The following is an 18,303-nucleotide window of genomic DNA, read 5'->3' as shown; positions in this document are numbered from 1 at the left end:
CTACCGTGGCAACCGTGACGGCGCACGTGATGGTAACTCTGCTAGTGGTCGTGATGGCGAACGTCGCTTTGACCGTAACCGTGGTGGTGATCACCGTGGTAACCACCGTGGCGAACGTGGCCATGGCAACGCAGCAGCTGGCAATGGCGGCAACCGCGGTCGTCGTCCAGAGCGCAGCGAAGGTTAATCAACCTTTAGTTTAAGTTGAAGTTTACAAGCCAAGTGCTTATAGACGAATAGCTTAAACAGTGAATTTAAAAGCCGAGCATTATGCTCGGCTTTTTTGTGCCTGCTATTTTATTCTTCACGCCTGTAGCACGTTCTAAGCCCTGTTTAAGATAGTGCCTCGCATCATAAGGCTGCCACAGTGACATGTGCGTAAAGCGCCGTTTAGCGTGTCTAATCTGGAGGTATGGGAGTCGAGCGATGTCTAGCAAAAGAAATGCACAGCTATAATGAAAAATGAAAATGGAATTTGAAGTAAGAGCTGCTCAACCTTTCGAACCAAATAAGTGATCTATTTATAGTACTGAGGCGAAGTTAAACGCCTTAAAGTCTATTAGCGGGTATTGGCAACCAACAGCTCTATATTTAAGTGCCGTGCTGTATTTTTTAAGTCGCAGCGTAGAACGCTAGCTTGTTTTTTGGCTTTATGGGCTCAATTTATGAATTGGTCTCTTGGATAAGATTTCAATCCAAGATGACTTTGCTCTCAATGTGGTTTGTATGAATCTATCAGTTTCATAACTGCATTTACGTCATCTAATTCAACTATTTTTTAATTTTTGTTCTCGAAAGAAATAAATTGATGACTAAGATCAACTTAATTGTGTTCATTTGGTGGTTTTTGCAAAACAAAAGTTGAAAGATTCAAAAATTATTGAATAATAGACTTAACTAAAATTGAAGCGAAAACTTCACTAAATTCGTACTGAAACAGGATCCATATCCAATGTCTAATTCGTTTGTTCTGGTTATTAACTCGGGTAGTTCTTCCCTTAAATTTGCTGTCATCGATTCTGTTTCTGGTGACGCAGTATTAAGTGGCTTAGGGGAGTGTTTTGGTCTTGAAGATGCTCGCATGAGCTGGAAGCATCAAGGTCAGAAAACAGAAATTGCTATTCAAGGCGAGGGTAACCACCACAAAATTGCCATTGGCAAATTGGTTGGCCTGATGGAAGACTTAGGCTTCACTGCTGATATCGTGGCAATCGGTCACCGTATCGTTCACGGTGGTGAGAAGTTCACTCAGACTGTTCGTATTACTGAAGAAGTAACGAATGAGATTGAAAGCCTATCTGACTTAGCTCCGCTTCATAACCCTGCAGGTGCTATCGGTATTCGTGCTGCGATTGAAGCTTTCCCTTCTCTACCTCAGTTCGCTGTGTTTGATACTGCTTTCCACCAAACAATGCCACAACGTGCATTTACAGGTGCCATCGCAAAAGAGCTATACACAGACTTCGGTGTTCGTCGTTACGGTTTCCACGGTACTAGCCACTACTTCGTTAGCCGTGAAGCTGCGAAAATGGTCAACAAGCCAGTAGAAGAATCGAGCTTCATCTCTGTTCACCTAGGTAACGGCGCATCTGTATGTGCTATCAAAGACGGTAACAGTGTTGATACTTCAATGGGCTTCACACCGCTTTCTGGCCTTATGATGGGCACACGTTGTGGTGACTTAGACCCAGGTATTATCGAATACCTACTTAAGAAAGGTTGGTCACAAGAGCAAGTATTTAACTCTCTAAACAAGGAGTCTGGCTTCCTTGGCGTGTCTGGTCTTACGAGCGATGCTCGTGGCATCTTAGAAGCAATGGAAGAGGGCCATGAAGGCGCTAAGCTTGCTTTTGAGGTGTTTACTTACCGCGTAGCTAAATACGTTGCTTCTTACCTTGCAACGCTAGATTCTTTAGACGGCATCATCTTCACTGGTGGTATCGGTGAGAACTCTCTACCAATTCGTCGTGAAATCCTAAACAACCTTAAGATTCTTGGTTTTGTTGAAGACGTAGCAGGCAATGAAGCCGCTCGTTTTGGCGCTGAAGGCATCATCGCTAAATCAGAAATGCTAGACGCTGTAGCAATGGTTATCCCAACTAACGAAGAGTTCGTGATTGCTCAACAGTCGGTAGAGCTTCTGTAATCTGAACTGAAGTCTAAGCAAGAAAAAGACAATCAAAAGCGAGCCTAAGTGGCTCGCTTTTTTGTGTCTAGTAAAGATGCGTCTTAACGCTTTAACAGGGGGCCAAATTAACTATGCCCTTACATAGCCCACAAGGCCATCGTCAAACACTTTTAGAACAGAGTTTCAATTACAACTCACTTGGTACTCAGGAAGAGTTAAGGTTATTTAACCTCTGAGCGGTAGTTTGGATCTGTCCAGCATCGAGGTAACTCTTCACCTGACATAAACACCAGTTCGGACTTTTTAAACATCTCAGGGTCTTGCTGTTCTTCGCCAGCTTGAAACCGACCTTCGATACTGTCCTGAAATAAGTTGGTTAATTTGGTCATTTCAGTTACATCTACGAGGTCACCGCTCTTTTTCTCTTTTAGAAACATTTTTGTACCCTCAGTCTATTCGATCACTCCTAATTATAATTGTTATTTGGAAAATGAGAGTATTTTCAATTCCGCCACTCCTTGACTAAGCAGACCTCAGAGCTACGCTTATGATCATCGACAGATCAATCGATCAACAAACTCATCCTCAACAAATAAATGGAGTCGCGATGTCATTTGCCCACATTGCAAACAATCTCAGTGAACTCATCGGCGATACCGATCTTGTTAGAATCAACAGCCTTTCAGAGATATCAGGTTGTGAGATTCTTATTAAGTGCGAACACCAGAACCCGGGTGGTTCGATTAAAGATAGAGCGGCACTTCAGTTGGTTATGGATGCAGTAGAAGCCGGAAAGCTTAAGCCGGGAATGACAATCGTTGAAGGTACCGCAGGAAATACGGGGATCGGCCTTGCTCTGGTGGCTAAATCCCTTGGTTACAAAATGTTGGTGGTGATGCCCAAAGGGCAGGCACAAGAGAAAGAGCGCATGATCTCGCTTTATAATGCTGAACTGTTATTGGTCGACCCTTGTCCTTTTGCAAATCCTGAACACTTTTACCACACGGCCAAGCGGATCGGTGTCGAAAATGAAAATTATTGGTGGGCAGATCAGTTCGAAAATCTCAGTAATTATCGAGCGCACTATTTAAATACTGGACCGGAAATATGGCAGCAAACCCAAGGGAATATTGATGCTCTAGTTTCTGTGGTAGGGACTGGTGGAACCATTGCCGGAAACTCACACTATCTATCTGAGCAGCAACCCAACCTCGAAACTTGGTTAGTTGACCCAAATGGGTCCGGCATTTATTCGTTTTTGCGTAATGGACACTATCAATCAACGGGAAGTTCGTTCACGGAAGGCATAGGGATCATGCGAACGGTTGAAAATTTCAGGCAGGCAAAAATCAATCGTGCAATCACGCTGCCAGATCAGGATTTGGTGACGATATCCCGCCTTGTTGCGGAACATGACGGTATTCTTCTAGGAAGCAGCTCGTCGTTGAACGTAGCGGGAGCGCTATACGCTGCGGCTAGAATGGGGAAAGGGAAAACCATCGTTACATTTAGCTGTGACCTTGCTGAGCGCTCGTATTCGAAGCTGCACAACGAAGCGTTTCTGAAAGAAAAAGAGATACAGCTTAATAAAGAAAACCTTTCTCAACTATGGGCACGTTACCAAGCAGAAGATGGCAGCATGGTCGTCAACGTATAGTCGTTCTCAGTGAATACTAGCCAGTGGGATGCCTGCTCTTTCGTTAGCGATGGACATCCGTTAGCGCTAAACATCCGGCTATAGCCGTTATCACCAAATCCGGCACTATTGCTTGTTATCTGGGTAGTGAATCACATTATGAAATACGGCATTTCCTTCACCGATATTTTTGTAGCCATGGTTTTGGTTAGCATTGAAGCGAACGGCTTGCCCTGCTCGTAACGTATGCCACTCACCATTAAACATCACTTCCATCTCTCCCGAAATACATAAGATGTGCTCAGTGACACCTGCGTTATGTGGGGCAGATTCATGCTGGTAATCGGGTGCTAGGGTGAGTTCGAATATTTCAAACCCTAGTGCTTCCTCAAAAGGAAACAACAAACTGACGAAAAAACCAATGTTGTATTCCTCATGCCTTAGTTCGTTTGCATCTCTGAATAAACTCGTCAGTTCACTGTTTGGGCTAGCCGCGATAAAGCTCGAAAGTGACACCTCGAACCCAGAAGCTATCTGCCAGAGCTTAGCGACTGTCGGGCTTGATTCTCCACGTTCAATTTGTCCTAACATTGCTTTACTCACGCCTGTTGCTTTCGCTGTTTTGTCTAAGCTCCAGCCTTTTTCTTGGCGATGGCGTTTCAAGTTAACGCCGACTTTAATTTCTGTTTGCATATTTTCTCTACAAGTTTTTCAAAAATTAGTTGTGCGTTATAGCGCACGAGTGCTAAGTTTAGTCTATGGACGTTATAACGCACGCAGGAATAAATTAACATGACTAAGCTAAAATTTTCTCACGTCAGTACCGGCTTTATCGCTGTTTTCATTGGTTATGCGAGCGCCGCGGCGATTATTTTCCAAGCGGCAATGAGTGCTGGAGCAACCGAAGAACAAGTGGCGTCATGGTTTTGGGCGTTGGGAATTGGCATGGGGATGACCACAATACTGCTCTCGCTTCACTACAAGAAACCTGTGGTTACAGCGTGGTCGACGCCTGGAGCTGCGTTGTTAATCACGTCTCTTGAAGGGCTGACTATGAATCAGGCAGTGGCCGTATTTTTGTTCAGTTCGATGTTGATCACGTTAGTTGGATTAGCGGGGATATTTGAGAAAGTCCTAAAACAGATCCCAACATCGATTGCCTCTGCGATGCTCGCAGGGATTCTATTGCAATTCGGCTTGGGTTTATTCACGTCGTTAATGGAAGAGGCACAAGTCGTAGCGGTTATGCTCGCTGTATTTATTCTGGCGAAAGCGCGGTTAGGAAATTTACTGATCCCAAGCATTTTCATCATCGCACTGGTCATGTGTGTGGGTTTTGGCAAACTCGATGTTAGTCAGGTGACTATGGGATTAACGACCCCAGTGTTCATCACGCCCGATTTTGAGTTCTTTTCGTTGTTCAGTGTTGGTATCCCATTGTTTATAGTGACGATGGCTTCACAGAACTTACCGGGATTTGCGGTTCTAAAAGCGAACGGATACCAAGTCGATTCATCGAAGATCATTACCACCACCGGGGTGACAGGTTTGATCTTCGCACCATTTGGCGGTTTTGCGTATAACCTTGCAGCGATTACGGGCGCTATTTGCATGGGTCCGAATGCGGATCGTAATCCAAAGACACGTTATATGGCGGGGATCTGTATGGGCGGGTTTTACTTGTTAGCTGGCGTGATGGGGATGTCATTTGTGTCGCTGTTTAGCGCCGTACCCTCCGAGATTGTCATTGCGGTTGCTGGTTTAGCGGTGATGCCGACCTTGATGAATTGCCTTGCGGTATCAATGGCAGACAGTCATTACAGAGAACCCGCACTGCTTACTTTCTTATTCACTGCTTCTGGCACCAATTTACTGGGGATCGGCAGTGCATTTTGGGGTCTGTGCATCGGGTTGTTTTGTTGCTGGTTACACAATTATAAAGCTAAGTCGGGTGGAGCAAACAAGGCTTCGCAAACTTCGTCGTAATGAGATGATGTCCCTAGTGAGCGAGGCCTTAAAGTTATCAGTAGTCATCATGGTGCTCTGTACTTGGTAAAAATATTCAGATCGAATAAGCCTTACGCTGTGATTGAGATAGTATTTTGCTACAAAACGCGCATAATCTCGCTATACAACATTTAAAGAAGAAATTACTTATGACTACCTTTCAATACTATTTTCATCAACTGCCTTGCTTCGACTGTAAAAAAACGACGGTAAGTACTGATCTTGGTTGGTTAACGCCTGCGATGAAAGAGGATGCTATAGCTCAACTGACAGCGACGCTTGCGCAAGGTGAGATTACACCTGATCTTTCAGCAAATGTGGTATGTACTAAAGAGGAAGCTCGTGAGTACCTATTGCTTAACTTCTTCGGTTATTCAGAAGAAGAACTAGCAAGCGAAATTGAAGCGGATGATGAGAAAGAAGTCGCGGATGAAATCGCAGAGCTACTGGAAGAAGGCGAAGACACCATCACCTTCGAACATGAAATTGCTCTTCAGTGCTGTGCAGGTTGTGACGTTGTTGAAGACGAGTCAAACTAAACTCTTGTATTAAGGTTATTAAACCAAGTACTTGCAATAAAGTCAGTATGTTCATCATACCCATATGATGTTCAAATAATGAAAGGCGTTAGCGAATTGAAGTTCGCCAACGCCTTTTTTGTATCTCTACTTCTTATCTCTAAGCTGCATTAGATCCTATGATATTTTGCTTTCTATAATGCCTTGCTCACTAAGTTGCGAAAGGATCTCCGCAGTTTTATTGCGGAATAGATCTCTTAATAAGCGAACCGTCGGGGTGATGGATTGACGACTTGGGCATACTAACCACAGCTCTGTGGGTGTTGGTTTAAATTCAGGCATGACTTTAATCACTTCGCCTGAAAGCAGATGACGTGACATGTCTAGGCAAGATTTAATTGCCACTCCTTTACCCGCGATACACCAACGTCTTACAAGGTCAGCGTCGTTCGAAGCGCGGTTCCCTTTTAGTTTCACTTTATGATCTTGAGTGCCATCGTTGAATATCCACTCGTCTTGCAATATGTCATGAAGTTGGTAGAGCAAACCATTGTGTTGAGTTAAGTCACTCGGGTGTTTTGGTGTTCCCATTTCAGCCAAATATTCAGGAGCCGCACATAATATTCTGGGCACATCGCAGATTTTAAAGCCATACATGTTGGTATCAGTCGGGGAGCCATAACGCAACGCCATATCAACAGAATCACGGTAAAAATCGATATTGCTATCGCTGATGCTAGTACGTAGTGCGGCGTTAGGATATTCCAGTAAAAACTCATCAAGCCAAGGTGTGATTAGGTTTCGCCCTAGATCAGAAGAAAGCGCGATGCGAATTTCACCGTCAACAATACCAAGCTCTTCTCTCATGTTGAGTTTCGCTTGCTCCAACATTTTTAAGGCTTGTTCACACTCAGGTAAATAGCGTTCGCCTGCTGAAGAGAGCCTTAGGTGGCGCGTGGTTCTTACAAATAATTCCGCCCCCAGAGCCGCTTCAACACGTTTGACGGCAGCGCTTGCGGTAGCTGTACGCATGTCTAGGTTGGTGGCTGCTGCAGTAATACTGCGAAATTCTGCCACTTTCAAAATGACCTGTAAGTCTTCAAGAAGCATGTTGTTTACCTGTATTGAATTATGTTCTAAACATGGAGTCGGAATGTTTCCCAATCACACTCTGCAAATGGGGTATCCCTACTTATCGCTTCTAAGTTAGCTTCAAACACTTAATTGTCAAAATTAATTTGATAATTATTCAAATGTGAGGCTGTTTTTCATTAGTAATTTTCTCACTATCATTTTGCCATATCGACAACGTAGCGCAGTACGCACTGTATGGACGAAGCCTACGATGTAGGGGAAGTAAGATGACTAAGAAAATCACAATGGGTGTAACGGATTTGTCGTTCCACCGTACGACCGCATCATTGGTTGCCAATGTATTGAAAGCCATGGGGTTTGAGGTAGAGCGTATTTTCTCTCCACATCAGGAGAACTTTGAAAAGCTGAAAGCAGGCCAAGTGGATATGCTTTCTTCTGCGTGGTTGCCATCAAGTCACGGTATCTACAAAGCGGGCGTTGAAGAAGTTGAGCCCCTTACCGAGCTTGGGCTTCATTATGAACCTTACGCGTTGTGGGGCGTACCAGACTATGTGCCTGAAGAGGCGGTTTCTGAAGTCTCTGATTTATTAAAGGCCGAAGTGGTCGAGAAAATGAACTCGACCATCCAAGGTATCAACCCCGGCGCTGGCATCACACGCTTCTCTATCCTGATGATGAAAGACTATGGCCTGAGCGATGCCGGCTACGAGTTCTTTCCTGGCAGTGAAGACGATTGTTTCAGTGCCTTTGAAAGTGCGGTCGCAAACAAAGAGTGGGTGGTAGTGCCACTGTGGAAACCGCAGTTTTTGCACTATCGTTACGATATTCGTGAGCTCAAAGAGCCAAAAGGCTTACTCGGAATTGTTGATAGAGCGGTACTTCTATTAAGAGATGACAAGAAGCACCTGTTCAGCGAACAACAGATTCAGAAGTTGGATTCGCTACGTTTCTCGAATGACATCATCGCAGAGCTAGACTACAAAGTTTGCCGTGAAGGTAAATCACAAGATCAAGTCACACATGATTGGTTGATTGAGAAAGGCCTGATTTAACCTCTAAGCCGTTGGCAATGCAGTTAGATGTCTGCATTACCCAGATAACGGTAACACCATTACCCAGATAACGGTAACACCACTATCAAAAATTATTTGAGAATCATTCAAATATTAGGCGGTTTATCTAGAGTGAGAATTGACTAAGATTAACTCGTCTAATTCCAGGAGAAAGCACTATGTCAGTATCATCAAAAATGAAAGCTATCGGATTTACTCAATCACTTGCGATTACCGAACAAGACAGTTTATTTGAGTTTGAAACGAGTCTGCCAGAACTAAAAAATAATGACTTGCTAGTAAAAGTGAGCGCGACTTCTATCAACCCTGCTGACGCAAAAATTCGTATTCGTAATGCCAAAGACAAAACTCTTGATCAGCCAAAAGTGCTGGGCTATGACGCAGTCGGTGAAGTTGTTGGTAAAGGTGCTGACGTTGAAGGCTTCGAAGTCGGTGACCGTGTGTACTATGCGGGTGACGTAACACGCATGGGTGCTAACGCAGAATACCAAGCTGTGGACTACCGTATTACCGCTAAAGCGCCTAAGAGCCTTTCTGATGAAGCTGCAGCCGTTATGCCACTAGCAACGCTTACGGCTTGGGAAGCATTGTTTGACCGCTTGCGTGTTCGTCCTGAAGAGAAAAAGTCTATCCTGATCATTGGTGGAGCAGGCGGTGTTGGTTCAATTACGATTCAACTGGCTAAGCAACTGACCAACCTGAATGTTATCGCTACAGCTTCAAGACCTGAAACGGAACAATGGGTAAGGGATATGGGGGCGGACTATGTGGTGAACCACCGTAAACTTGTCGAGTCAGTGCGAGAGCAAGGCATTCAACATGTCGACTACATCTTCAATGTTGCTGATACAAAAGGGCACTGGGATGCGATGGTTGAGTTGATCGCACCGCAAGGCATGATCAGTTCGATTGTAGAATTCGATGGCGGAATTGACTTATCAGCGCTGCAAGGTAAATCAGCAGGCTTTGTTTGGGAACTGATGTTTACACGTTCACTGTTTAACACTGAAGATATCCAGAAGCAGCAAGACATCCTATTCCAAGCCGCGAATCTGATTGATGCGGGCCGTATTAAAACGACGCTAACCTCGACCCTAAATGGCTTTAATGTGGATACAATCAAAGATGCACATCAACGTATTGAAAGCAGTGCCTCGATTGGAAAAACTGCCATCAAATACTAATTGCTGATGTTTTAATCCGCCGTTGTTTTGAATCGTTGACGGTCTAAATAGAAGAAGCCCCTGATATCTTATTGCTAGTCAAAGGTATCAGGGGCTTTTGTTTGTTTTCAGTTTAGTCAGTTTAGTCAGTTTAGTCAGCTTCTGGTGATGTGATAGGTTTCGATGTTTTGAAGTGAAGCTGTATTAGGTCTAGCTCAAAAGGCGATGGCTGTTTGTCTGCAATCAAAAAGCCGATTTGTTTGATGTCTTGTGCCTTAAGTTCCGGCGCATCGCTCAGTAGCCGACCTCTGAACACCGCTTGAAAATCATTGAAGTGGAACACCTTATTTAGCTGCTGTCCCTTTATGGTATCGAAATCGTGTTTGTATTGAACTCGATTGCCGTCCTTCGATGTTGTAAACCTCAGTTGGTAGGTGCGACCATCACCAATGAATACTAGCTCTGCGCTATCTATAACATGGGCAGGTGATTCAATGGAGCGCTTTACAGAACTGAAACCCCCATTATTTTCTAACGATAGCTCGCCCCTAAATTGCCTCATATTATCAAGATAAATGAGCTCGCCTGTTGAGATGCCGCCCATTACATCGTCGTTGGTCACTGTCCAGTTTTGATGCTCACTAGCTTGTGTAAAGTCGATCATGTTTGTCCCTGTTGCATCTGCCTTAAGGCTTAACGAATGTAGGCTGAGTAGAAGGAATAAAGGTGTGGTTAACCTAAGGAGTAACCGCGTTTTACAATTGGTTCCGTTCATCTTTTTCTCCACTGCTCCCCATAGGTTTTGCGTTGTTTACTGATAGCTATGGATAGTTTAAGGAGAGGGTTCAGTTTCAAGCATAGCTAAACAACGCTTGATGAAGTCTTCATAGTTCGATGCTTTGTCGTATTCGATCTTCAATGAACCGTGGAACATCAGGGTCACCGTAACGTCTCTGTAGCTTAACCAACAGGTGTAACCATCGTAATCATGCCACGCTACCATCTCGCCCAATTGATACTTGCTGTCCAATTGCTTGCCCGAAGAGCGAATGCAATCGAACACTCTGAGAAACTCTAAAATGGTGATTCTGTTGTCCATGTTTTGATCCCGCTGAGTAGTCGATAAAAAGTGCTAAGTGCTTGTATTTGAATTAACTACGGTTTGGTTCTGCATTACGATCACAGTGGGGAGTCGGTTACTCAATCACTGCAGCTGTTTTGCAAAAGGGCTAAGACAAACAGAAGAAAGGCGTTAGTAGACTTGAGTTTACTAACGCCTTTTTATTGAGTGCCTTTTATATTTAGTGTCTTTAGCTGGCTCTATGGAGTTTTAATTCAAACTATCAGTTAGAAATCATAGAGCACACCCGGATGCCTAGAAGTAATGAAACACTGGAGGCTCATGCATTAAGAAGTTTTGATGCGAGATGTTCCAAGCATAAGCGCCTGCTAGAGTGAACACCACATAGTCACCGATATCGACCTGCTCGATATGTTGATTTCGTGCCAGAACATCTTTTGGCGTACAAAGCTGTCCAACCAACGTGGCTGTGGCATGGTTTATCGGATGTGAAATAGTGGGTTGCTGATTACTTTTCACGATTGCAAAAGGGTGGTCATGGCTTTGCGCTGCCGGAGTACGGAAATGATGCGTGCCACCACGGGCAATCACAAAATGCTCGCCAAGATTTTGTTTAATATCCAAGACCTCCATTACGTAATAGCCACAAGGTGCAGAGATGTAGCGGCCACATTCAAAACGCAGCTTCCAATCTTGTAAATGTTCCTTGGAAATCAGGAACTCCAATTTGTCGCAAAACTCCATCCAAGGAAAATGTTGTTTAGGGTTTTGGTAATTGATCCCCATGCCACCACCGAGGTTGATGACCAACTCATCGAGTGAGAACGTTTTTTTCCACTCTTTGACCACTTGGAAATAGCGTTGCATCAAGGCGAGGTGGCGATCAACGTCGAGTTGATGTGACATCAAATGGAAGTGAAAGCCCTTCAACTTGATTAACGGGAAGTCACGTAAATACATCAGTGCGTTGTTTAACTCACTTTCATCTAAACCAAATGGGGTAGGCTTTCCTCCCATGGCTAATTTGCTAAGTGTGATGTCACCAATGTCTATGTTCATACGCAGGAAGATCGAAGCAGGTCGATTCAACTTTTGTGTTAAAGAACCAATGCGTTGCAACTCAGTGAGGCTCTCTACATGAATCGCATCGACATCGAGTATAATCGCTTGCTCTAACTCACTGGGCATTTTCCCTGGGCCACCAAAGATCAGTGGTTTATTGAGTTGTTGCTGGTGGAGGTGTGTAAGCTCTCCGCCTGATGCTGCTTCAAAACCATCAACATAAGGGGCTAAAGTGCGTAATATCGGCTCTGAAGGATTCGCTTTCGCGGCGTAAAATAGCTCTACGCTTTTTGGCAATACATGGCGCATCTGCTTAATGTGCTGCTCCAATGCATCGAGATCATAAAGATAAGCACATAATGGTTGCGTTTGTTGCTTGGCCAATTGCTGGATTTCTTGATGGATAGAGGCTGAAAGTTGAGGAGAATTAAGCATGGTGAACTCCTTTTGAATGAGTTGGCCACGGTGCTGCAACTTGGGTGTAACCGGACTCTTTATCGGCATTTTGCATCAAACGTGTTGTGAAGTTATTTTTGCTTGGAAAATGACCATCGTTAAGCAATGCCATTAGTTCGGGTTGCTGGCCATTGATAGACGTCCAGCGGACGATAGCGTCTTTTAAAGTTCCCCATAACGTATTCTCAAGTGCCGAGTTACCCTCAGCGATAAAGAAAATGGCCTCGCTGATATTGTTAATGAAGGTGCAATAGCCAATACGGTTCCAACCTTGCTCACGGCTGTAGTACACCGATTGACGAGCACGCTCTGAAAGTTGCTGAAGTGTTTCTGATGGCCAAAACTCGCGTAGTAGCTTGGTACCTTCTAAGTCTCGAATCCATACACAGCAAGGCATGCCTTTTTCAAATCCAATCAACGTATTTTGTAAGTGCGGTTCAAACGCAACCCCATGTTTGAAGTAGTAGTTAAAGACGCCCGGAATCAAACAATGCAGATAGCGATCAAACCACAGCGTGGCGACATTGTCATATTGGCTTTGTGTTGTTTGCGCTTTTTGTTTGAGTTGAGTGGCGATGCAGCTGTTCCCGTCTGTATCGTAAGCAAAGAGGGCACCCGCTAACGTTGGTTGCAAAGTATCGGTTTCGCTTAAGGTGAAATTCTCTCGATACAAAATACCAAACGACTCGCGAGCTTTAATAACATCGGTTTGTTCCTGCTCGGCAACCGACTCTAGATCCAATGTGGTCGCGTAAGGTTCAGTCATTACCTTGAATACAGGATTACGTAACTGTTCACTCTCTTTGATGGGATGCAGAATCGAGGTTAATTGAACGGCACTATCGAGCTCATACCATGCGTTTTTACGTACGCAGTTAGTTAAACGCACATTGATAGAGAACTTAGCAAACCAATCCATATCTGGGTGGTACAGAGTGCGCACGGATGAAGTGGGTAAGAGTTTTTCACCACCTAATCCAAGCGGGATGATTTTGCCTTGTTCAATGGCCGTTTTGACCACTGGGTTTTGCAAAAGTGTGTAACTTTCCCAAGGGTGACAAGGGTAAAGCATGGTACCTACTGAATTGTTTTCATCAGGCGCAAGTTGTTCAAGCATGGTCGTTGGTGAGGTTCGGTTATCTGAACTCAAGACGTCGAGCAACGCGGTGTCGACCTTAAACCAATACAGGGGAACCTTAGCGCCAACCTCAGGGGAGCACGCTAGCAGATCATCGATACTGACACCTGATCGACTCTTTGGCGTTGGATGAAAAGTATGTCCCCAAAGTAACGATTGCTCTGATGCGATAAACGCATTGTGATGCTGGGGTGAGTTGTCTGAGTTTAGGAACTGCTCGGTAATCAACAAACTGTTTTCCATTTGCTCGACCAACTCGTGATTGAATGGAATCGTCAGCACTTGTTTTAGGTAACTGAGTAGAAGCGTCAGGGTTTGAGTTGCGTCCAATTTGCACCAAGCTGCACCGGGCATTTTAGCCCAAGGTGTATCACTGAGCTTCACTTTCCCCAGTTTACTGGTGTACTCAACGGGTAAAACCATCAGACCATTTTTCTGAGGTTGATCTTGGTGAGGTAGGTGAATGGCCACGCGTTGGTGAGCGTTGTAGTTTCTTTTCAAAGTTTGAGGAAGAGAAGCCGAACTGTAGCGCCAATTAACCTGTTTCTTTGGTATCGCGTATTCACGCAAGTAACAGTTCACCACGCCCATGATGGTATTGAGTTGGGCTTTTTCTCGGTTTAGCAGTACTTTTTTACGATTTTGAAGAGCTTGGTCTTCAGCGGAATATTCACTTGGAGATAATTGAGTCTGTAACATGTTGATGTCCAAATTTTGAATGGATGATCAGCGCGATAGCAGCAATGCCACTGATCAACATAGAAAGTATGAAAGGAACCTCAAGCCAGCCCAAGCTTGATATGAAAGACGCGCTCAACCCAGCCGCAACGCCACCCCATTTCGACATGGCATCAAAGCGCGAAAATACTTTGCCGCTTTGTCGTCGATCAATTTGATTTGCCAACACTTGATGCAAGCCGTGATAACAGCAAACCATGCCAAGTCCGAAAACAATACGAGCAATAATCAACACTTCTTGATAAGGAGTGAGATGCATTGCTGCACTGAGTGAAAGCAAACCAAAGCCTAGCCATAAAGTACGCTGTGCTTGATTGCGTTCAAACTGGTGGCGATCAACCCATTCTGAGAACAGATGAACTTTTCCTGCAAAGAGCAGATAAACACCATGTGGGAGGGCATATAAAAACCCAATCCACGCTTGGCTTGTCACGCCATATTGCTGCACATAAGGCGAGAAATAGGGGAACGTGACGACCATGGCGAAAGCAAAGCTAAACTGCGCGCCAAAGACCCAATAAAGCGTATTTAATGATTTGGTTTGGCTGCTTTGAGCTTTATTCGATACCTGATCTTTTACAATCCCCTTAGATTTCGCTAAGTCATCGATGGGTAATGTTAAGGTGATCAATAGCGCGAATAGCGGCAAAGCGGACAACCACAGATACGCGTTCAGCGGGTTTGTTTCTGATAAGCTCCAGCCAAGCCCTATCGGAGCAATAATTAGCGCCAGACGGGCAGAAAGCTGAGTTTTATTGAGTGACTTACCGAGTGATTTCGCATCGTTGATTTGGCTGGATAAGTAGCTGTTTGAGGCGGCCATGGTGCCACCAAAGGTTCCTTGAATGATAAGACCAAACACAAACATTGAGAGATTATCGGCTAAGCCACACAGCGCGAAGCCTGCTGCAAGCCCGAGTTGAGCACGTAATAGAGAGCGACGTCTGCCATATTTATCAGCAAACTGCCCCCAAAAGCGTGCCGCAACGGCAGTGCAAAAGGTCGGCAAAATGAACAGTACCCCAGCCCAGTCCGAAGTAATGTTTGCATCCAGTGTTGGCAATACCATTGGCAAAAACAGCGGCATTCCTAAGGCTGCAAACGCGGCGATAAAGTGGCTTAAAAGTACACAATAGATGAGTTTGGTCATGATGCGTTAACTCACACTCTGCTTGATGTTTTCAAGGTAAGCGTGTTGTGCTTCTTCGCTGGTTAGCAATAAAAAGTTCGGTGCTGACAAGCCATAAAATTTATTGATATCGCTTGCACCGGATGACTCTTTAGACAACAAGCTACCTGAGCTCAATAGATATTTAGCGTATAGGTTGGGTGACTCAAACAACATCTCGTTTGCGAGCTTGGTGTTGTGTCCTTGTTTGTCCAACTGGCTAAGCTGTTGGGAAAGGCTATTGGCAACCACTTCATACAGATAAGCTGACGTGGCGATTCCTTTCGTCGCCATTGCTTCGACAATCGCGGCAATGTCTAACTGCAAAGTAATCGTGGTAAACATCTGACCAAGAGCAAGTTCGTTGTCTACAGTGATGCGTTGATCTAAAAGCTGCTCACATTTTACAGGCGATTGTTGTTCAAACGTTTGGAAACGTTCTGGCCAGATACGCGCTGCATCGTTGTCTTTCATGGTTAAGGTCATCTTGCCTTGCTCATCGAATGCAATGATGGCGTTTTGTTGGTTGGACTCCAAAGCGATACCGTAACGAATCCACAATGTAAGGTGCACTTTGCAAAGCAGATCAACGTAATCTTTAAACCAAGTCAGCGTATCTTGCTGATAATACTGCTCGGCGAGGTGTTCCAAGAACAAACGTTCATCAGGCATTGGACTGGCAAGCGCAGCCACAGGTACTAGTGCTTTGTCTTGGAAGTAACTCAGCGGGTATTCACGCACAATGTAAGCAAAGGTTTTATCGTCTCCAACATGGCCGCCATGTTTCTCATTACAATGGAAAAGCGTGCCACGTAAGTCTTGATCTGTTTGCTCTAAGTGCGTCAATAAACGTTCAAACCAATGCCCATCATAGAGCGTCGATGGTTTGATTAGGCGAATGTTTTTAGTACCTAAAGATCGCATGATCAGCGGTACTTTGATGTGGGTCTGTGGTGCTTGATTCACGACCACAGTGCGCACTGACAGGGTAGGAGTCACCTCAAGACACGCAACCGGCGCTTCAATGACACCGTCAGGAAGTCGATCAAGACTTCTTAGTGTTAATGGGTGTGCGGGGAATAACTCATGGCTAAGAGCAAAATCGGCGGGCAGACCCACTTGCTCCATCGTTGGCCAACATTCTGGTTGTGGACTGGTCAATGTAACGAGTGACTTTTCGATTGCGAGCCAACGAAGTTCAAAGCTTTGTGCAAATTCTGGCGCGAATTGCTCTAGGTCGTGATCGCTTAAACCGAACTTAGCACGTGCTGTCGGGTAGTAAGGGTGGTCAAGATAGGATGCGATTTGATCGGCACGTAATAGCTTTTTCTCCCAACGTTCTAGTTGAGAAATCGGCAGCATGAGTGCTTCCGAGTGCTGGCTGAATGCGCTATCACATAATCCTTTGTGTTTTTCTGCGCATTCGAGTTCTTGCAAATAACCATCTAATAACGAATGCGAGCTTTCGTGAGCACTCACTTTCAGTAATTCGATCCAATCTTGATAGTGCTGCTGTACTTCAACGACACCATTTCTCTCGATGAGCCAACCATCACCTTTCGAACCATCTGTTTGGCCGTATACCCAACGCTGCATGTAATAGCTCGGAGTAACGGGCAAGTAGAGTGTAAAGTCTGAACCCTCAAAAACAGCCCAAATTTGATTACGAGGATAAGAAGATAACTTGAGTGTACTCGGGAGCTGAGATTCAAATCGGCTTTGAGAAACTAATCCGAATAAATCTTCACGCAAGCAAGTATCGACTAAGCGTTGAGTGAGGTATAACGCGTTTTCATTCATGCTGTTACCTCGTTTGTTGCTGTTAGATTGAAGCGAGAGATTGCCTGTTGTAGCGCGGGTTCTAGTGTTCGACCAGAAGGAGAAACGACCGAAATTCTCGCTAGGTAATCCTTGTTGGAGAAACTTTGTTGGAACGTCTCACCAACCTTCTTAAGCACTTGCTGTTGAGTGACAATATCGCCCTCTTGGTGAATGAAAGAGGTTGATGACCCTTCAATCAAACCGCTTTGTTGCGCCACTACATAGTGCACATGGGCACTGCCATCAATACGAAATATAGGGTCAAGCTTGTGACCCAAGTGAAGATTTAAGATGGTATTGAACCAATTCCCGCCACTGAGGTTATCAAGCAAAAATTCCCGGCCATCACCAATACTTCGATAGTTGATCTCGACCAGTACCGGCCCCGAATCTGTGATGATGAATTCGCTATGACAGACACCAAACCCCACCCCAAATGTTTGAAGCTGACGTATACATTCTTCTCGGTAGTGCACGCTGTTAATACCATTCCAACTCGCCGCTGTTTCGATGAAGTAAGGTGGCGCAGAGAGTTCTACATCGAACCCACCAAGTGCGACTAAATTTTCCCCGTCGCCAATGGTTTCGACAGTGATAAGCGGACCTTGTAAAAACGCCTCAACCAAAATGGGAGCCGTAGGGTGCTTTTGCCAAAACGTATCGCAATAGTTATCCAGCTCAGCTGCAGACTCGCAGCGCTGCACGTCTAAACTAGCCACGCCTTCCTTGGGCTTCGCAACGACAGGAAAATCGAAATCGAATACAGGAGCGCTCTCTCGACTTAACAAAACACTTTGAGTATTAGGTAACGATTTTTCGTTGAGAACCTGACGAGTTAAGTATTTGTTTTTCGCCTTAAGAGTCACATTCCAATCTTTAGTCGGCACGCCAAAGAACTGTGCACAGATTGCGGTGGAAGTTTGTAGGTGGTCGCTGTTACTGAAAACAGCATGAGGTTCTAGCTCTTGCTCTGTGATGATTTCGATGAGTTCAAGAGGGTTGAAGACATCGCATTCCAAAATTTCATCGGGATTAAAGCGGTCATCTTCATTTGCCAGTTTTAAGTGGTTGAGTTTGTGGTCTGTGATCAAAATGACGTGGAGACCCATCGCTTTTGCTGTCGGCACGAAGCCGTGAGTGATCGCATCATTCACGACGTGACTCACGATGATTATCGTAGATTTCATGGGGCTTTCCTAATTTCCAAAACGTTGTTGTC

General features: G+C 44.8%; 17 protein-coding genes. 7 read left to right on the top strand and 10 right to left on the bottom strand.

The window, feature by feature from the left end:
* The coding region (locus tag H5300_RS13920; protein WP_182796201.1) for a hypothetical protein at window positions 1-187 on the top strand (187 nt) is incomplete at its 5' end.
* A gap of 765 nt (window positions 188-952) precedes the next feature.
* Entirely contained in the window at window positions 953-2,146 is a 1,194-nt protein-coding gene (locus H5300_RS13915; protein ID WP_108123305.1) for an acetate/propionate family kinase, read from the top strand.
* Window positions 2,147-2,349: 203 nt separating this feature from the next.
* Here the strand turns inward: H5300_RS13915 and H5300_RS13910 are convergent, their stop codons facing one another.
* Window positions 2,350-2,565 carry a hypothetical protein gene (locus H5300_RS13910; protein ID WP_004731730.1) on the bottom strand — a complete coding sequence of 72 codons (216 nt, stop codon included), beginning with the start codon at window positions 2,563-2,565 and terminating at the stop codon, window positions 2,350-2,352.
* A 170-nt stretch (window positions 2,566-2,735) separates the two neighbouring features.
* On the opposite strand from H5300_RS13910, the gene H5300_RS13905 reads away from it, so the two are divergent.
* Window positions 2,736-3,785 (top strand): cysteine synthase A, encoded by a 1,050-nt coding sequence (locus tag H5300_RS13905; RefSeq protein ID WP_108196633.1) that lies wholly within the window; start codon window positions 2,736-2,738, stop codon window positions 3,783-3,785.
* Between the two features lie 105 nt (window positions 3,786-3,890).
* Here the strand turns inward: H5300_RS13905 and H5300_RS13900 are convergent, their stop codons facing one another.
* On the bottom strand, window positions 3,891-4,457 hold the full coding sequence (locus tag H5300_RS13900; RefSeq protein ID WP_182796200.1) for a helix-turn-helix domain-containing protein: 567 nt from the start codon (window positions 4,455-4,457) through the stop codon (window positions 3,891-3,893).
* A gap of 99 nt (window positions 4,458-4,556) precedes the next feature.
* Here H5300_RS13900 and H5300_RS13895 point away from each other — a divergent pair, with 99 nt between their 5' ends.
* Both H5300_RS13895 and H5300_RS13890 read left to right on the top strand, forming a co-directional pair.
* On the top strand, window positions 4,557-5,750 hold the full coding sequence (locus H5300_RS13895; RefSeq protein WP_182796199.1) for a benzoate/H(+) symporter BenE family transporter: 1,194 nt from the start codon (window positions 4,557-4,559) through the stop codon (window positions 5,748-5,750).
* Window positions 5,751-5,920: 170 nt separating this feature from the next.
* Window positions 5,921-6,310, top strand: coding sequence for a hypothetical protein (locus H5300_RS13890; protein WP_004731720.1), 390 nt, complete (start codon window positions 5,921-5,923; stop codon window positions 6,308-6,310).
* Between the two features lie 156 nt (window positions 6,311-6,466).
* Here H5300_RS13890 and H5300_RS13885 read toward each other — a convergent pair whose 3' ends face one another.
* Window positions 6,467-7,399, bottom strand: a complete 933-nt coding sequence (locus H5300_RS13885) for a LysR family transcriptional regulator (RefSeq protein ID WP_182796198.1) — start codon at window positions 7,397-7,399, stop codon at window positions 6,467-6,469.
* 269 nt (window positions 7,400-7,668) lie between these two features.
* Between H5300_RS13885 and H5300_RS13880 the strand changes: the two genes are divergently transcribed.
* Both H5300_RS13880 and H5300_RS13875 read left to right on the top strand, forming a co-directional pair.
* Window positions 7,669-8,436, top strand: coding sequence for a glycine betaine ABC transporter substrate-binding protein (locus H5300_RS13880; RefSeq protein WP_182796203.1), 768 nt, complete (start codon window positions 7,669-7,671; stop codon window positions 8,434-8,436).
* Window positions 8,437-8,615: 179 nt separating this feature from the next.
* Window positions 8,616-9,641, top strand: a complete 1,026-nt coding sequence (locus H5300_RS13875; protein WP_182796197.1) for a zinc-binding alcohol dehydrogenase family protein — start codon at window positions 8,616-8,618, stop codon at window positions 9,639-9,641.
* Window positions 9,642-9,771: 130 nt separating this feature from the next.
* Here H5300_RS13875 and H5300_RS13870 read toward each other — a convergent pair whose 3' ends face one another.
* The 7 genes from H5300_RS13870 to H5300_RS13840 all read right to left on the bottom strand — a co-directional run bounded on the left by H5300_RS13870 (window position 9,772) and on the right by H5300_RS13840 (window position 18,271).
* The gene (locus H5300_RS13870) at window positions 9,772-10,407 is read right to left on the bottom strand and encodes a CIA30 family protein (protein WP_405055139.1); all 636 of its coding nucleotides are present in this window, start codon (window positions 10,405-10,407) and stop codon (window positions 9,772-9,774) included.
* A 45-nt stretch (window positions 10,408-10,452) separates the two neighbouring features.
* Window positions 10,453-10,719 carry a DUF3081 domain-containing protein gene (locus H5300_RS13865; RefSeq protein WP_050648123.1) on the bottom strand — a complete coding sequence of 89 codons (267 nt, stop codon included), beginning with the start codon at window positions 10,717-10,719 and terminating at the stop codon, window positions 10,453-10,455.
* Window positions 10,720-10,995: 276 nt separating this feature from the next.
* Entirely contained in the window at window positions 10,996-12,198 is a 1,203-nt protein-coding gene (locus H5300_RS13860; protein ID WP_182796195.1) for a type III PLP-dependent enzyme, read from the bottom strand.
* Complete coding sequence (locus tag H5300_RS13855; RefSeq protein WP_182796194.1) at window positions 12,191-14,056, bottom strand: IucA/IucC family siderophore biosynthesis protein; 1,866 nt, start codon at window positions 14,054-14,056, stop codon at window positions 12,191-12,193. The genes H5300_RS13860 and H5300_RS13855 overlap by 8 nt, the downstream gene beginning before the upstream one ends.
* A complete protein-coding gene (locus H5300_RS13850; RefSeq protein ID WP_182796193.1) occupies window positions 14,028-15,245 on the bottom strand; it encodes an MFS transporter in 1,218 nt (405 codons plus the stop codon). The genes H5300_RS13855 and H5300_RS13850 overlap by 29 nt, the downstream gene beginning before the upstream one ends.
* Window positions 15,246-15,251: 6 nt before the next feature.
* Window positions 15,252-17,063, bottom strand: a complete 1,812-nt coding sequence (locus H5300_RS13845) for an IucA/IucC family siderophore biosynthesis protein (RefSeq protein WP_182796192.1) — start codon at window positions 17,061-17,063, stop codon at window positions 15,252-15,254.
* A complete protein-coding gene (locus H5300_RS13840) occupies window positions 17,060-18,271 on the bottom strand; it encodes an acetyl-CoA carboxylase biotin carboxylase subunit family protein (protein ID WP_061021996.1) in 1,212 nt (403 codons plus the stop codon). The genes H5300_RS13845 and H5300_RS13840 overlap by 4 nt, the downstream gene beginning before the upstream one ends.
* Window positions 18,272-18,303 lie beyond the last annotated feature (32 nt).

Origin of the sequence: Vibrio sp. SG41-7, from assembly GCF_014164465.1 — a bacterium.
Classification (GTDB): domain Bacteria; phylum Pseudomonadota; class Gammaproteobacteria; order Enterobacterales; family Vibrionaceae; genus Vibrio; species Vibrio splendidus.
Note: the sequence above shows the minus strand (reverse complement) of the source record. Positions and strands in the feature narration are given on the sequence as shown.

Bases quoted from the DNA above. Each gene is read 5' to 3' on its own strand.
- H5300_RS13915 (WP_108123305.1), top strand. From the start codon at position 953: ATGTCTAATTCGTTTGTTCTGGTTATTAACTCGGGTAGTTCTTCCCTT.
- H5300_RS13910 (WP_004731730.1), bottom strand. From the start codon at position 2,565: ATGTTTCTAAAAGAGAAAAAGAGCGGTGACCTCGTAGATGTAACTGAA.
- H5300_RS13905 (WP_108196633.1), top strand. From the start codon at position 2,736: ATGTCATTTGCCCACATTGCAAACAATCTCAGTGAACTCATCGGCGAT.
- H5300_RS13900 (WP_182796200.1), bottom strand. From the start codon at position 4,457: ATGCAAACAGAAATTAAAGTCGGCGTTAACTTGAAACGCCATCGCCAA.
- H5300_RS13895 (WP_182796199.1), top strand. From the start codon at position 4,557: ATGACTAAGCTAAAATTTTCTCACGTCAGTACCGGCTTTATCGCTGTT.
- H5300_RS13890 (WP_004731720.1), top strand. From the start codon at position 5,921: ATGACTACCTTTCAATACTATTTTCATCAACTGCCTTGCTTCGACTGT.
- H5300_RS13885 (WP_182796198.1), bottom strand. From the start codon at position 7,399: ATGCTTCTTGAAGACTTACAGGTCATTTTGAAAGTGGCAGAATTTCGC.
- H5300_RS13880 (WP_182796203.1), top strand. From the start codon at position 7,669: ATGGGTGTAACGGATTTGTCGTTCCACCGTACGACCGCATCATTGGTT.
- H5300_RS13875 (WP_182796197.1), top strand. From the start codon at position 8,616: ATGTCAGTATCATCAAAAATGAAAGCTATCGGATTTACTCAATCACTT.
- H5300_RS13865 (WP_050648123.1), bottom strand. From the start codon at position 10,719: ATGGACAACAGAATCACCATTTTAGAGTTTCTCAGAGTGTTCGATTGC.
- H5300_RS13860 (WP_182796195.1), bottom strand. From the start codon at position 12,198: ATGCTTAATTCTCCTCAACTTTCAGCCTCTATCCATCAAGAAATCCAG.
- H5300_RS13855 (WP_182796194.1), bottom strand. From the start codon at position 14,056: ATGTTACAGACTCAATTATCTCCAAGTGAATATTCCGCTGAAGACCAA.
- H5300_RS13850 (WP_182796193.1), bottom strand. From the start codon at position 15,245: ATGACCAAACTCATCTATTGTGTACTTTTAAGCCACTTTATCGCCGCG.
- H5300_RS13845 (WP_182796192.1), bottom strand. From the start codon at position 17,063: ATGAATGAAAACGCGTTATACCTCACTCAACGCTTAGTCGATACTTGC.
- H5300_RS13840 (WP_061021996.1), bottom strand. From the start codon at position 18,271: ATGAAATCTACGATAATCATCGTGAGTCACGTCGTGAATGATGCGATC.